This window comes from Rhodoferax sp. ZS1R25 (assembly GCF_056521335.1).
Genome location: NZ_JBWMAZ010000001.1, coordinates 69,742 through 83,791 on the forward strand (window position 1 = coordinate 69,742; position 14,050 = coordinate 83,791).

9 protein-coding genes are annotated in these 14,050 nt (G+C 63.3%); 3 read left to right on the forward strand and 6 right to left on the reverse strand.

Annotation, left to right across the window (positions count from 1 at the left end; translation table 11 throughout):
• The first annotated feature begins 3 nt into the window (after window positions 1-3).
• From AC097R_RS00330 to AC097R_RS00340, 3 genes are all read left to right on the forward strand, one after another.
• Complete coding sequence (locus tag AC097R_RS00330) at window positions 4-609, forward strand: histidine phosphatase family protein (protein ID WP_479595535.1); 606 nt, start codon at window positions 4-6, stop codon at window positions 607-609.
• 330 nt (window positions 610-939) lie between these two features.
• A complete protein-coding gene (locus AC097R_RS00335; protein ID WP_479595536.1) occupies window positions 940-5,277 on the forward strand; it encodes an autotransporter domain-containing protein in 4,338 nt (1,445 codons plus the stop codon).
• A 13-nt stretch (window positions 5,278-5,290) separates the two neighbouring features.
• Window positions 5,291-7,240 (forward strand): hypothetical protein, encoded by a 1,950-nt coding sequence (locus AC097R_RS00340; RefSeq protein WP_479595537.1) that lies wholly within the window; start codon window positions 5,291-5,293, stop codon window positions 7,238-7,240.
• Between the two features lie 57 nt (window positions 7,241-7,297).
• Here AC097R_RS00340 and AC097R_RS00345 read toward each other — a convergent pair whose 3' ends face one another.
• The 6 genes from AC097R_RS00345 to AC097R_RS00370 all read right to left on the reverse strand — a co-directional run bounded on the left by AC097R_RS00345 (window position 7,298) and on the right by AC097R_RS00370 (window position 14,033).
• Window positions 7,298-8,050, reverse strand: a complete 753-nt coding sequence (locus tag AC097R_RS00345) for a FecR family protein (RefSeq protein ID WP_479595538.1) — start codon at window positions 8,048-8,050, stop codon at window positions 7,298-7,300.
• Between the two features lie 55 nt (window positions 8,051-8,105).
• Window positions 8,106-9,353, reverse strand: coding sequence for a glycolate oxidase subunit GlcF (gene glcF, locus AC097R_RS00350; RefSeq protein WP_479595539.1), 1,248 nt, complete (start codon window positions 9,351-9,353; stop codon window positions 8,106-8,108).
• Window positions 9,354-9,368: 15 nt separating this feature from the next.
• On the reverse strand, window positions 9,369-10,526 hold the full coding sequence (gene glcE / locus AC097R_RS00355) for a glycolate oxidase subunit GlcE (protein WP_479595540.1): 1,158 nt from the start codon (window positions 10,524-10,526) through the stop codon (window positions 9,369-9,371).
• An 88-nt stretch (window positions 10,527-10,614) separates the two neighbouring features.
• On the reverse strand, window positions 10,615-11,526 hold the full coding sequence (locus AC097R_RS00360; RefSeq protein WP_479595541.1) for an SMP-30/gluconolactonase/LRE family protein: 912 nt from the start codon (window positions 11,524-11,526) through the stop codon (window positions 10,615-10,617).
• A complete protein-coding gene (locus AC097R_RS00365; protein ID WP_479595542.1) occupies window positions 11,523-12,389 on the reverse strand; it encodes an aldose 1-epimerase in 867 nt (288 codons plus the stop codon). The genes AC097R_RS00360 and AC097R_RS00365 overlap by 4 nt, the downstream gene beginning before the upstream one ends.
• A 111-nt stretch (window positions 12,390-12,500) precedes the next feature.
• Window positions 12,501-14,033: an ammonium transporter gene (locus AC097R_RS00370; RefSeq protein ID WP_479595543.1), complete on the reverse strand. Its 1,533-nt coding sequence runs from the start codon at window positions 14,031-14,033 to the stop codon at window positions 12,501-12,503.
• Window positions 14,034-14,050 lie beyond the last annotated feature (17 nt).

Sequence of the window (14,050 nt, forward strand, 5' to 3'; positions counted from 1 at the left end):
CGTATGCGTCGGCTGCTCGCGCTGCTCGGACTGTGCTGCGCCTGCACGGGCGCTCTGGCACAGGCGTTTCCTTTGGTGGACCCTGCCAAGGCCTTACAAGGGGCGGCCCTGTTGGCGCAGCTGCGCCAGGGCGGCTATGTGCTCTACATGCGGCATGCGGAAAGCGGCCCGCCCACCGAGCACTGCAAGCCTCAAAGCGGGCTGACCCCCGAGGGGGAAACACAGGCGCTGACTGTGGGCACGGCTATGCGTACGCTAAAAATTCCGGTGGGTGCGGTATGGAGCTCCCAAACATGCAGAACCGAGCACACCGCCCAGTTGCTGAACCTCGGCACAGTACAGACCACCCTAGACCTGAACCCTGCTGGTGGCGACCTCCAGGTCGAACGGGATGCGGCACGCACTCGGCTTCTGTTGGCTGCGCCAGCACCCGGCCAAAACACCGTGCTGGTGGCCCACGTGCAGTCCGCGCAACTGCCACAAGACCAAATGCAACTGGCATTTGCTGAGGTGATTGTGTTCCGCGCTGGCGTTCTGCAGCGCCCTGAACCCGTGGCCCGCATCTCGCTACAAGACTGGCAAACCCTGGTTTCAGCCGCCACGAACTGAAACCACCTCGGAAATTTCTCCCAAATACAACAAAAGCGCAGATCACTTCAGGCTTGGGTGCCAATTGCCCTTAGAGATCCAAAGGCAATTCGTTACACTGATTTTCTGTGATTTGTGCTAGCAGGCCGTCTCCTCCGCAGCCCACTACAAATTGCCTTGTCTGGGGCCGCTGTGCGCCCCGCCGTTTGGTCCATGGAAATGCCCGACATAGAGACTCCACGCCCGCCCTTTTTGTGGCAACCCGTAACGGGTCCCGCTATTGGCCTGACTGCTTGCACAAGGGTGGCCCGCGGCGTGTGGCGCTGGGCGGCTCGGTTGGCGGGGACAACTGTGCTGCTCGGGGCCTTAGGCTCCGCCAGCGCCTGGGGCCAATCGGTGACGGCAGGCTCCGGCCTCTACACCGGTGGCGCTGGTGGCTACACAGCCTGTACCAACTGCCACTCTGGTGCGGGTTCGTCCAGCGCGCACCTAATGGCATCCAATGCCTACAACTACCTGCACACCGAACTCTCGCCCGGCGGAAATATGTACGTCAACTTCGGTGGTGCGCCGGCTCTACCCACGCAGGCGCAGATCATGTCCCTGGCACTGTACATCGGACAGTTCAAGGCCCCATCGTTCACGGTCGCCAACGGCAGCGGCTCGCTGGCCATTGCCGTGCGGTCCGGCGCCCTGGCCACCAAAGACATCTACACGCTGCTGACCACCGGAACCGGCGGCGCAGCCCAAGACAGCGGTGGTCTCAATGTCACTGCAGCAGCCAGCCATGGCAGTGCTGCGGCCAATGCTCCGGTGGGTGCCACGACCACCATGCACTACAACTTCGACTACACGTCAACGGCCGGCTATACAGGTTCGGATTCGTTCGACGTCGAGGTGCGTAACCCCACAGGGAACGACACGCGCACCATCCAGATCACGGTGCTCGGCATCACCAGCGCGGCCACCGTCACAGGTTTCAAAGGACAGACCTATACCGCAGGCGCGCCGGTCTACACGGTCACATCCAACGACGGAACGGCTTCCAACTTCACGGCCACGGGCCTGCCTACCGGCCTGTCCATCGACAGCACCAACGGCAAGATCACCGGCACCACCACGGCCACGGGCTCCTTCTCGGTCACTATCGGTGCCCAGATCAACGGTTCCATCAACGACGGCACGGTAAGCAAAACGCTGACTATGGACATTGCGGGCATTACCAACGGCGCCACAGCCAGCTACACGCAAAACTCCGCGATCTCCACCTTCCAAATTACTACCTACCCGGCCAGCCCCAGCGCTTACGGGGTCACGGGCAGCCTGCCCAGCGGGCTGAGTTTCGCCAGCGGCTCGGGACAGATCAGCGGCACGCCGACCATAGCGGGTAGCTACCCGGTAACGCTGCAGGCCACCACAACGGCCGGTGCCGTGAGCCAGACGCTTACCATCAACGTGGCATCAGCCGGGGTGCCTGTGATCACTACCACGCCGTCACTCTCCGCCTCGCCTACTGTGTCCGTAGTCGGAACTGTAGGCACGGCCATCGCTGGCTACCAGATCAACGCGACCAACCCGCCGATCACAGCGGCCAGTTACACCGCAAGCGGGCTACCAACGGGCCTGGCGGTGAATGCCTCCACCGGAGCCATCACCGGCACACCCTCTGTCAGCGGTGACTACACCGTGGCACTGGGCGCGAGCAATGCTTCCGGCGCGGGCACATTGAATGTGATCATGCGCGTCCATGCCACCGCAGCACCCGTGATTAGCAGTGGTGCTACAGGCTCTGGCACCGTGGGTGCTGCGGGCACGGCCTACAGCATCACCACCAGTGGCACCAACGGCCCCATCACCAGCTACTCCGTCGTATCGGGTAGCCTGCCCGCGGGTCTGACCCTGAACACCAGTACCGGGGTGGTATCGGGCACGCCTACGGCCAGTGGCGTATCCACGGTGACACTGGGGGCCGTTAACTCGGGCGGGGTGACAGGCTCCCTCGCGGTGACCTTCACCATCACGCCCAATGCCGTGCCCGTGATCAGCAGCCCGACCAACGGCACCACCACGGCATTGGCGCTCGGCGCGGCCATGAGTCCGATCACCATCACGGCTAGCAACCCGCCGCTGACCGCGTTCGCACTCGCCAGCGGCACGCTACCAACAGGCGTGTCCTTGAACACCGGCACGGGCGTGATATCAGGGACACCCACCGTGCCGTCGGCCAGCAGTGCCGTCACGCTGACCGCCACCAATGCCGCAGGCACCAGCGCAGCAATCACCGTCAATTTTTCCGTGGGCGTTCCAACCCCCGCGGCTTGCACCCTGACGACCGCGGCCAACACCGCCGCAACGCTGAACCTCAGTACCTGCATGTTCCCGGCCCTGAGCCCCACGGGCATGTCGGTCTCCATGCAGCCGGCCCACGGCACGTTAACCATCAGTGGCGTCACCGCCACCTATACGCCAGCGGCCAACTTCTTCGGCACCGACTCTTTCTCGGCCATCGCCCATTTCACCGGCGGCGCCACCTCCACCGCCGGCATCGTGACGGTGACGGTGACGGGGCGCTCCGACCCCACACAAGACAAAGCCGTCGTTGGCACAGTGACCGCGCAGAACGAGGCCGCCCTGCGCTTCTCGCGCACGCAGATTGCTAACTATGGCCGCCACATGGAAGGCCTGCGCAGCCGCGGTACCGGCCTAGGTACCGGCCAGCCCACTGCGCGCTTTGGCGAGGCCACCGTGACCGCTCCTTCGGCGGCCAGAACCAGCGCCCAACTCAACAGTCTGGGCACCAACTCGGCCACCCAGCTGCCGGTGGGTACTGCTCCGGCCTCCCTGCCCGTGGCGTCGGCTGTCAGCCAAGTGGCCAATGACACCGGACTGAGCCAGAACCCGCTTTACGGGCTGGTCACTGGGCTGGTGCAAAACCAGTCGGTTGATCTGGGTCGGATGTCAGCAAGCCTGGGTGGCAATACCAATACCGGTGCCACCGCCCTGCCCGGCCCCAAGGTCTGGGTGGAGGGTGTGGTGAGCTTTGGCGCGCGTGACGCCAGCGGTGGCCTGAGCGGTTCGGACTTCAGCTCCAATGGTGTCAGCATGGGTGTGGACCTGGCCTGGGACGACAAGCTCACGGTGGGCATGGGCGTGGGCTATGCCCAAGACACCACCAACATTGGCACCGACGGCACCCGCAACGAATCCCGCGGCTATTCGCTGGCGGTCTATGCCAGCCGCCAAGTGGGTACCAAAGGCTTCCTGGAAGGCATGCTGGGCGTGGGCTCGGTAGACTTTGATTCCAAGCGCTATGTCACAGCGGCCAGCGCCTTTGCCAACGCCAACCGCAAGGGTTACCAGCTGTTCGGCTCGTTGGGTGGCGGGTTGGAGTTCCGTGACAAGACGAACATGATCTCGCCCTACGGTCGGTTGGATTTTTCGATGGACCAGCTCAATGAGGCCACCGAAACTGGCGCAGGTGCCTTTGCCCTGAACTACTACACGCAAACCAACACCGCGCTACAGGGCGTGCTGGGCCTGCGTGGCGAGAGCATCCACTCCACCCCGTTTGGCTGGGCCATTCCGCGCGCTCGCGTGGAAGTACGCCAGGACCTGCAAAACAAGAGCGAGGCCGCCATTTCTTATGCCGACCAGATCGGCGGCACGCGCTACTCCATCGCACCCTCGGGCAGCCTGCAAAGCGCCCTGGTATTCGGCATTGGCAGCGAGTTCCTGTTCCGCGATGGCTGGGCCTTCGGGGTGGACTACCAACTGACCCAGGTATCGGCCCAGGAATCCAGCTACGCGCTGCGACTCAAACTCGTCAAGGAATTGGGCGCCAAGGGCCTGCCCGACTTGCTCAAGGGCGTGGAGCTTGACTTCAATGACAGCAACGACATCCAGGTGGATGCGGGCTACATGTGGGATGACAACATTACCCGTTCAAAATTGAGCTCGGATATCCGGGGCGACAGCGTCTATACATTCAATGCGGGGCAAACCCGCTCCATTTCGATCAGTGGCACCAGCCGCCTGCTGCTCACCGGCAGCGTGGGGGGAGAACGCTTCCAGACGTACAACGGCCTCAGCAATATCAGTCTGACTGGGGAAGCGGTGTACCAGTACCGGGAATCCTCCGAATTCGATGCCCCCACCTTTGGACTGTTTGGTCGGGCCACGGCACTCAAACACCAATCCAGCCTGCGCGATGGTTACCGCTACGCGGTTGGCGCGTCAGTGTCGCAACCGCTGACTGATCGCATCAACGTGTTTGGTGCACTAGGCTACAACGGTCGAAGCGCCAACAGCACAGTGTTCCAAACGGCAGACACCTCGCTGCGCATGAACCTAGACTACGCTCTACGCAGCAATGCTACGCTGTACATGAGCGCGGAGTACCGGGATGGCGACATCGTGTCTACCGGCCGTTCGTCGCTGGAGAACGTGACCGTGGCCAAAGTGCTGGTACTGGACGACGCGTATGCGGGCGGCCAGTTCTTCAGCTACCGGTTTGGCGGCACCACGGTGCTGACCACACTGGGCTACAACGTGGGCTTGGGCGCACGCGACTCGATCGACATTGCCTGGCGCCGTGTCGAGTCCACCCCCGGCATGCGGCCGGCCTGGGCCACCTCGCCCAACAGCTACATCACCAACCAGCTGTCTGCCAGCTACCTGATGCGGTTCTAAGGAAGCGCTTGCCATGAAACTCTCTTCCTTTTTGACAACCGGTGCCGTTGCGGCAGTGCTGGCCTTGCTCTCCGCTTGCGGCGGGGGTGGCGGCGGCGGAGGCAGCTCGTCCAGCACCGCAAACACCGAAGGCCCAGCGGGGCCCAACAGCTTCTTGCTTTTCCCCAACCCGCAAAAGCAAGATGACTCCAGCCTGGAAGTCAATGCCGTGGCTTACGCCACGGGCTACTACCAGGCCGTCGACCCTGCCAACGAGCGCACCACACTTGCCGACTTCAAAACCAAAAACCAGTTCGGCACAGGTGGCAACGAGGTGAGCATCGTCATCGGCGACCAACGCGACTTGGGCTATGGCCGCAAGATGACGGGTCGCCAGAATGCGGATGGCAGCATTGCCTTCGTTGTCGAAAACTACCTGGTAGGTGGCTACGGCGCCTACACGCCGTTGAACGTGGAAGCCGCGGTTCGGAGTGAGGCTCGCTGGCACATTGGCACCAACGGCATTGAATTCAGCCCAGGGCCACTGGCTGGAACCAAGTTCGTCAAGTTCTACACCTTCGATCCCGTCACCCAACAGCGGCTTACCGTGGCCAATCTGGATGGCCGAGGCAGCAAGGCCATGCCCACCGTTTGCATCAGCTGCCACGGCGGCCGGGGTGACCCGCTCACGCCCACAGGCTTGTTCCCCAAATTGATGAACTCGGTGTCCGGTGAGCGCGGGGACATTGGTGCGCAAACCCATGCTTTCGAGCCGGCATCCTTTGATTTCTCCACCATCGGCGGCTATACCCGCGCCGTTCTGGAAGCGAACATCAAAACCTTGAACAAGATGGTGCTGTGCACCTATCCCATCCCTGCCAGCGAGACCGCCGGCACATTTGATGGATGCAGGCGCGCGGCCACTCAAAATGAATACCAGGGCACGGCAGCAGCGCACATCAAGCACATGTATGGCGGCAATAACCTGCCCAATGTGTTGAGCGAAACCACCAACACCTACAGTCCTGGGGATTGGCAAAGCTTGGGACGCGGAACGCTGTATTCCACGACCGTGTCCGAGTCATGCCGCGTGTGCCACAGCCTGCGAGGCACAGGCAACCAATCTGACATCGACTTTGAATCGTTCACCAAATTTGACGGCTTTGCGGATCGCATCAAGGCCCACGTGATTGACCGCGGCAACATGCCGTTGGCCAAACTGGTTTACGACAAGTTCTGGACGACCAGTGCCATGAACGCAGAGATGGCGACATACTTGACGGGCACGGCGTACAGCGCCGATGCCAGCAAGCAGCCCGGCCGCCCCGTGGCCGACCCTGGGCCAGACCGTGTGGTGAAGACGCTCACGCCCACGTTGTCTGCAGCCATGAGCTTGTACTCCAGCACTTACGCCTGGACCGTTACATCGGTACCGGGCGGGCAAACGGCCCTACTGTCTTCGTCCACCGCGAGCAACCCCACGCTGACCGTGAGCGCATCAGGAACGTACCAGGTGCAGCTGGTGACTGGCAATGGCAGCACCAGCAGTACGGCAAAAACGCTCACGCTGGTCGTGGATACAGCGCTGGCCTATGACCCCTCGCTGCTGCGCTTCTCGGACATCAAAGCCATTCTTCAGACCGGTGGTCAGGTCGCGGGCCAATGCACGCAATGCCACAAGTCGGGAGGCAATGGCACGGTGACACCGCCCATTTGGTACTCAGACATCGATCGCAATGGCGTGGGCGGCGTGGAGGTCACCAATGACAAGTCCACCGACGACAACCACTGGTTCTACAAAGAACTGCGCGGTCGCGTCAATTTCACAGACATTGCAGCCAGCCCCTTGCTGCGCAAGCCGTCCGGGAACCACCACAACGGCGGGCTGGTCACCGGCTTCAATGCAGCCCTCACGCCTGGTGCGGCGGGGCGGTCTGATTACGACAAGATCCTGGGCTGGATCCTGAACGGCGCACCCGAATAGCTCGGCAACTGCACCAACAAAAAAGGGAGCCAGAGGCTCCCTTTTTTCATAGCAGCATCAATAGCTGCGGCGCGGGCCGCTGTACGAATCTTTGGAGAACACGAACGGAGTTCTGCGCCCCACCAGAGTTTCGATCAAGGCAAGCTCCTGGTCGGTGTGGTTCACAAACGGGGCGTTGCGAATGTTCTTGCCGGTGCCGCCGTCCTTGACGATGTAGAGCGGGCGGTCGTGGTGCGACGCCACTACCTGTTCGCGGCTTTCGGGGTCGTCGTTGGCTTGCACCTCGGTCGCGCCGTAGCAGGTGCAGAAGTAGGTCTGCTCTGGGTCCGCCTCCACATAGAAGCCGGTGCCGCGAATGCCGATGGTGGAGGTGGAGGTGGTGACGCGCATGGGCGAGTTGCGCGACACCGACAGCAGCTTACCGGTGACCATGCGCAAGCCGCCAATGATGTAACCCGTCACCGAAGTATCGGCAGGTGCTTCAGCCGGGGCCTCAATCACCAGCTTGCTGTCACCACGCAGGATCATCGAGTGGGTGTTCACCACAAAGATGACTTCGCTGTTCTTGGCGGTCTCCAGCGTGTCGCCGGGCTTGATGGGGGTGCTCAGGGAGGCTGGCTTGTCGTTCACCTTCACATCGCCCGAGATGCCGTAGATGGACTGGCTTGGGGGCAGTTTGCTGGGCTTGCTGCCAAAGATGCTGAAACCCTGGGCCTGCGCCTGGGTGAATGCGCTGCCAAACACGCCGGCGGCCAGCGCCTGGATCAGCCATTGGCGGCGTGGATCGTCAATCTCGTCGGATGAATGCATGGGCTCCCCTGTACACCTTGTAATAACCCCAAGATTATGCGGCGAACGTGCCCGTTTAGGCCAGCAATGCAGCGTCCAACACCTCCACCCAGTGCCGCACCTTTGTTGCCGTGCCGCTTTGCAGGTGGGTGATGCAACCGATGTTGGCGCTGATGATCACCTCATCGGCCTGCGGCTGCAGGTTGTTCAGTTTGCGGTCGCGCAGCGGGTAGGCCAGCTCGGGCTGCAACACCGAGTAGGTACCGGCCGAGCCACAGCACAGGTGGGCCTCATTGGTCGCCACGCGCACGGCAAAGCCTAGCGCGGCCAAGTGCGTCTCCACGCCACCCTTGAGCTTTTGGCCGTGCTGCAGCGTGCAGGGTGGGTGGAATACCAAAGCTGGTTGGCCGGCCGCACCGTGAGCACCCAGCCGTTCGCGCAACGCGGGCATCAGGTCGGGCAGCATCTCGCTCAGGTCACGCGTGAGTGCGCTGATGCGCGCGGCCTTGGCGGCGTACAGCGGGTCATCGCGCAGGATGTGGCCGTACTCCTTGACGGTGACGCCGCAGCCTGAGGCATTCATCACCAACGCCTCCACGCCCTGCTCCATTCCCTGTTCCACATAGGGCCACCAGGCGTCGATGTTGGTGCGCATCTGGGCCATGCCGCCGTCCTGGTCGTTCAGGTGGAACTTCACGGCGCCGCAGCAACCCGCCTGGGGCGCCAGCAGCACTTGCACGCCGGCCGCGTCCAGCACGCGCGCCGTAGCGCTATTGATGTTGGGTGCCATGGCAGGCTGCACGCAGCCGGCCAGCATCAGCACCTTGCGCCCATGGCTGCGCGTGGGCCAAGCGCCGGCTTGCTGCGGCACAGGCACCTTGTTCTTCAGGCCCCGCGGCAGCAGCGGGCGTACCAGCTGGCCCAGCTGCATGGCCGGTGCGAACAGCTTGGAGGTCAGGCCTTCTTTCAGCACCCAGCGCAGCGCGCGCTCGCCCGCGGGGCGCGGCACCTTGGCGTCCACCAGCTTGCGGCCTATGTCCACCAGGTGGCCGTAGTCCACGCCGCTGGGGCAGGTGGTCTCGCAGTTGCGGCAGGTCAGGCAGCGGTCCAGGTGCAGCTGGGTGGCGCGGGTGGGCGTCTGGCCCTCCAGCACCTGCTTCATCAGGTAGATGCGACCGCGTGGGCCGTCCAACTCGTCCCCCAGCAGCTGGTAGGTGGGGCAGGTGGCCGTGCAGAAACCACAGTGCACACACTTGCGCAAAATGGCCTCGGCGGCCTGGCCGTCGGCAGTGTTTTGGTATTCGGGGGCGAGTTGGGTTTGCATGGAGCGAGCGGGGGCCTAAAGATCGGCGCAGAGGCGCCCCGGGTTGAACAGGCCCAGCGGATCAAACGCCGCCTTGAGCCTGCGGGTGATGGCATCTTTGGCCGGCTCTTTGGTTTCAAATTGGCATCCAGCCCTCGTGGAATCTGTGCGGGCAGCTACAAAAACAGTAGCATTTCCCGCTGCATGGCGGGCTACTGCCTGCAGCTGGACACCGGCCTGGAGCGGTGCCCAGAGCCAGCGCAAGCCGCCGTGCCACTCCACCAGCTGCGGCCAGGGCAAGTCCAGCACGGGGGCCGTGGGCGCGACAGACAGGCGCCACAGCACCAGGTCGGGCGCAGGGGGCGCGAAGAACGGCAAACGTTGGTCGCGGCACAGCGCCCAGTCGGCAGCGGCCTGGGCCGTGTCCATGCGTTGGCCGGGCACGTCCATCCGCATTTTCTGGCTGGCCGCTTCTACCGCGGCGACCGCGCCACGCAGGCGCACAAACAGCAGGTCTTGCCCACCACCGGGCGCCGTATCGTCATGCACCCAACAGCTGGCGTTCAGAGGAAGTGGCTGGCCGCCCCAGCGGTGCAACTGCTCCAGCGCGGTGACTTGGTCCAGACCAAACACCAGCGTGGCCTCGGCTGGGGCCACAGGCAATACCTTGAGCGAGACCTGGGTCATCACGCCCAGTGTGCCCATGGCACCCACCATGAGGCGCGAAACGTCGTAGCCCGCCACATTCTTCATGACCTGGCCACCGAAGGTGAGGTGCTCGCCCTGGCCGTTGATGCACTGCAGGCCCAGCACATAGTCACGTACGCTGCCCAAACTGGCGCGCGCCGGGCCGGCCAGGCCGCTGGCCACCAAACCACCGACGGTGGCGGGCGACGGTGTGTCGACACCGCTGGACCAGACGAAATGCGGAGGTTCAAACGGCAGGCATTGGTCCTTTTCGGCCAACGCGGCTTCCAGCTCTACCAGCGGAGTACCGGCAGCCACGGTGACCACCAGTTCGCTGGGCGCGTAATCCAGAATGCCTTTGTGGTCCCGCGTGTCCAGCAACTGCGCGGGCTGGATGCTGCCGACAAAGTCTTTGCTGCCCCCGCCGCGGATCTGCAGCGGGGTGTGCTCGGCCACGGCCGTGCGGACCTGGTCCAACAAATGGGTAAGGGCAGGAGTGTCGGGCATGGCGCCGATGGTAAGGCGCGGCCCTGCCAACGGGCGTGAATTTTTTGGCGCCTGCGCCACCAAAAATTTGGTGGCCAGGCACTAGCACTTAGTCGACGAAGAAGTTGACGGGCAGGCCCGGCACGTCCACCCGCATGGAGAACACAGCACCCGAGAGTGGCATGGCCGCCAGCTCGGCCGCGCTGCGGCCATGGCGCGCAGTGGTCACATATAAGGTCTTGAGGTCTTCACCACCAAAGCAGGGCATGGTGGGAGACTGCGCGGGCACGGGGTATTCTGCCAAGAGCGTGCCATCGGGTGCGAACTTGCAAATGCGCCGGCCTTCGAACATGGCCGCGTAGTAATTGCCCTGCACGTCCACCGCCGCGCCGTCGGGGCGGCCTGCGTAGCTGGTGGTTTCAAAGGTCCAGTCCGCTGGCTTGGGCGCGCACTGCTGGAAGCTGCGCTGCCCGTCCAGGGTGTTGGTCTGCAGGTCATAGTCCCAGGCGTGCACCACATGGTTGGGCGTGTCGGACCAGTAAATGGTCTGGTTGTCCGGGCTCCAGGCCAGGCCGTTGCCCGTGAGGGCCCCGGCTGCGTGCTGCACCACCTCGGGCACGCCACGGCGGCAGTCGATGGAGAACAGCGCTGCCGCGCGGCGGGCCTTGGGCTCGTCAATCGTGCCCACCCAGAAGCGGCCCAGCGCGTCGCACTTGCCGTCGTTGGCGCGTACCACGGCCGTGTCATATGGCAGCGTGACGATGTGCTCCAGCGCCCCACCCCACTCGCGCGCACGGAACACGCCGTGGCGCAGCGCGATGACCAGACCGCCGGACGCGGAAGGCGCAATGCAGCCGGGTTCGGTGGGCATGTCCCAGGCCTGCACGCTGCCCATGTAGACATTGGCCCGCAGCAGCTTTTTGCCGGGAATGTCGACCCAGTACAGCTGTTGCTCGGTCGGGTGCCAGAACGGCGACTCTCCGAGTTCGAACGTGTCTTGACTCAGGGCTTGCCAGCTCATAACGCACGCTCCACGTCGATCCGCATTTCGCAGGAATAGGTGTGGCCAGGTTGCAGCACCACCACGCCCAGGTCCCCTCCGGCAGCGCCGGTCTGGGCCATCAGGTTCAGCGCGTTGTTCACATGACTGACCGGCTCCACCGCAATGTTGTCGCGCTGCGGGTTGGTGTAGACCACCAAGCGGCTCAGCGCTGACGACACGCGCACGCGCAGCACGCTGTCGTGCAGCGTCAGCACGCCGCCCCAGCCGTCAAAGCAATGGTCCACGGTGAGCGATTCCAGCGTCTGGTGCAGGCCGGGGTGGGCCTCGCGGTGGGTGGGGAGTTTGTCCGACCCCATCTCCCAGCGGCCTGTAGCCGAGAACTGCACCACCGTGCCCAGGCGTTTGGGAAAGTAGGGATGCCAGCCCAGGCCCACGGGCGCGGCCACGGGCGACTGGTTGGTGATGGAAAGCGTCATCTCCAGCGCACCCGCCTCCAGCTTGAAGGCCTGGGAGCAGTCAAAGTCAAACGGCCAGGACGCATCAGCCTTGTGCTCGAACGACAGCAGCGCAAATTGTTCGGTGGACTCCAGCACCGCCCAGGGCCGCTGCCATCCCACACCGTGGATGGTGTGCGGCTCGGGCTCGAAATTTTTGATCAAGGGATGGCTGGTGCCCGCCCATTGCAGCTGGCCGTGGCCAATGCGGTTGGAGAACGGCACCAGCGGGTAGCTGGCCGACTGGCGCACCGTCTGCATCTGGTCGCCAGGCAGAGAGGTCAGCACCGGGTCTGAGCCCAGCCAGAGGCCGGCAATGCTGCCGCCCAGTTCGGGTTTGATGTCGCACAGCAGGTCGCCGTGGCGCAGAGTGAGTGTGGAATTCATGGCGGCATTGTGCACCGGCAGGTACCAAAAAAACGGCCCAGCGGGACCGGAATCCTGCTGGGCCGAAGTCTCAAGAAGAATTGAAACTGGTTCGTAACCGAATCCTGAGGATTAGCGGCTGTAAGCGGTTTCGCCGTGGGACGTGATGTCCAGGCCTTCGCGTTCGTCTTCTTCGCTGACACGCAGACCGATGGTCAGGTCCACCAGCTTGAAGGCGATCACGGATACCACGCCGGACCACACGATGGTGATCAGCACAGCCTTGGTCTGGATCCACACTTGCGAAGCGATGGAGTAGTCAGCGGCCGTGATGCCAGTCGCTGTCACCCAGTCAGCCACGAAACCGGGGCCACCCAGGGAAGGCGAGTTGAACACGCCGGTCAGCAGCGCACCCAAGATACCGCCCACGCCGTGCACGCCAAACACGTCCAGCGTGTCGTCAGCGCCCAGCATTTTCTTCAGACCCGTCACACCCCACAGACAGATGAAGCCAGCCAGCAGACCGATGATCAAAGCACCACCGATACCGACGTTGCCGGCAGCAGGTGTGATGGCAACCAGACCCGCCACAGCACCGGAGGCAGCACCGAGCATGGAGGCCTTGCCTTTGTGCAGGGCTTCACCCAGAGACCAGGACAACACGGCAGCAGCAGTGGCGGCGAAAGTGTTGATGAAGGCCAGAGCAGCGAAACCATTGGCTTCCAGAGCGGAGCCGGCGTTGAAACCGAACCAACCCACCCACAGCAGAGAAGCACCGACCATGGTCAATGTCAGGCTGTGAGGCGCCATGGCTTCCTTGCCGTAACCAATGCGCTTGCCCACCATGAACGCGCCGACCAAGCCAGCCACAGCAGCGTTGATGTGCACCACGGTACCGCCTGCGAAGTCCAGCGCGCCGGATTGCCAGATGTAACCGGCAGTGGCATTGACCTTGTCCACCACGTCTTTGCTGGTGTATGCATCAGGGCCGGCCCAGAACCACACCATGTGGGCGATGGGAGCGTAAGAGAAGGTGAACCACAGCACCATGAACATCAGCACCGCAGCGAACTTGATACGTTCGGCAAAGGCGCCAACGATCAGGCAGCAGGTGATACCGGCGAAGGTCGCCTGGAACGCGGCAAACACGATCTCAGGAATGACCACGCCCTTGCTGAAGGTCGCCGCGTTGGCAAAGGTGCCAGCCGCGTTGTCCCAAATGCCCTTCATGAACAGGCGATCCAGTCCACCGAAGTAGGCGTTGCCTTCCGTGAAGGCCAGGCTGTAACCGTAGATGAACCACAGCACCACGATCAACGAGAACGTGACCATGACCTGCATCAGCACGGACAGCATGTTTTTGCTGCGCACCAGGCCACCGTAGAACAAGGCCAGGCCAGGAACCGTCATCAAGATCACCAGCAGGGTGGAGACCATCATCCAGGATGTGTCGCCCTTGTTGGGCACAGGAGCGGGGGCAGCCTCTGCAGCAGCAGGCGCGGCGGCTGCAGCGGCGGGGGCCGCAGCTGCGTCAGCAGGTTTGGCTTCTGCAGCGGGTGCAGCAGCAACAGGTGCGTCGGCGGGTTTGGCGTCTTCGGCCAGGGCGAACGACCCGGCTGTCAGCAGGCTCAGGCCCAGGGCCAGGGAAGCAAGCAGTTTTTTCATGTTGTTGGCTCTCTTTC

Bases quoted from the DNA above. Each gene is read 5' to 3' on its own strand.
- AC097R_RS00330 (WP_479595535.1), top strand. From the start codon at position 4: ATGCGTCGGCTGCTCGCGCTGCTCGGACTGTGCTGCGCCTGCACGGGC.
- AC097R_RS00340 (WP_479595537.1), top strand. From the start codon at position 5,291: ATGAAACTCTCTTCCTTTTTGACAACCGGTGCCGTTGCGGCAGTGCTG.
- AC097R_RS00345 (WP_479595538.1), bottom strand. From the start codon at position 8,050: ATGCATTCATCCGACGAGATTGACGATCCACGCCGCCAATGGCTGATC.
- glcF (WP_479595539.1), bottom strand. From the start codon at position 9,353: ATGCAAACCCAACTCGCCCCCGAATACCAAAACACTGCCGACGGCCAG.
- glcE (WP_479595540.1), bottom strand. From the start codon at position 10,526: ATGCCCGACACTCCTGCCCTTACCCATTTGTTGGACCAGGTCCGCACG.
- AC097R_RS00360 (WP_479595541.1), bottom strand. From the start codon at position 11,526: ATGAGCTGGCAAGCCCTGAGTCAAGACACGTTCGAACTCGGAGAGTCG.
- AC097R_RS00365 (WP_479595542.1), bottom strand. From the start codon at position 12,389: ATGAATTCCACACTCACTCTGCGCCACGGCGACCTGCTGTGCGACATC.
- AC097R_RS00370 (WP_479595543.1), bottom strand. From the start codon at position 14,033: ATGAAAAAACTGCTTGCTTCCCTGGCCCTGGGCCTGAGCCTGCTGACA.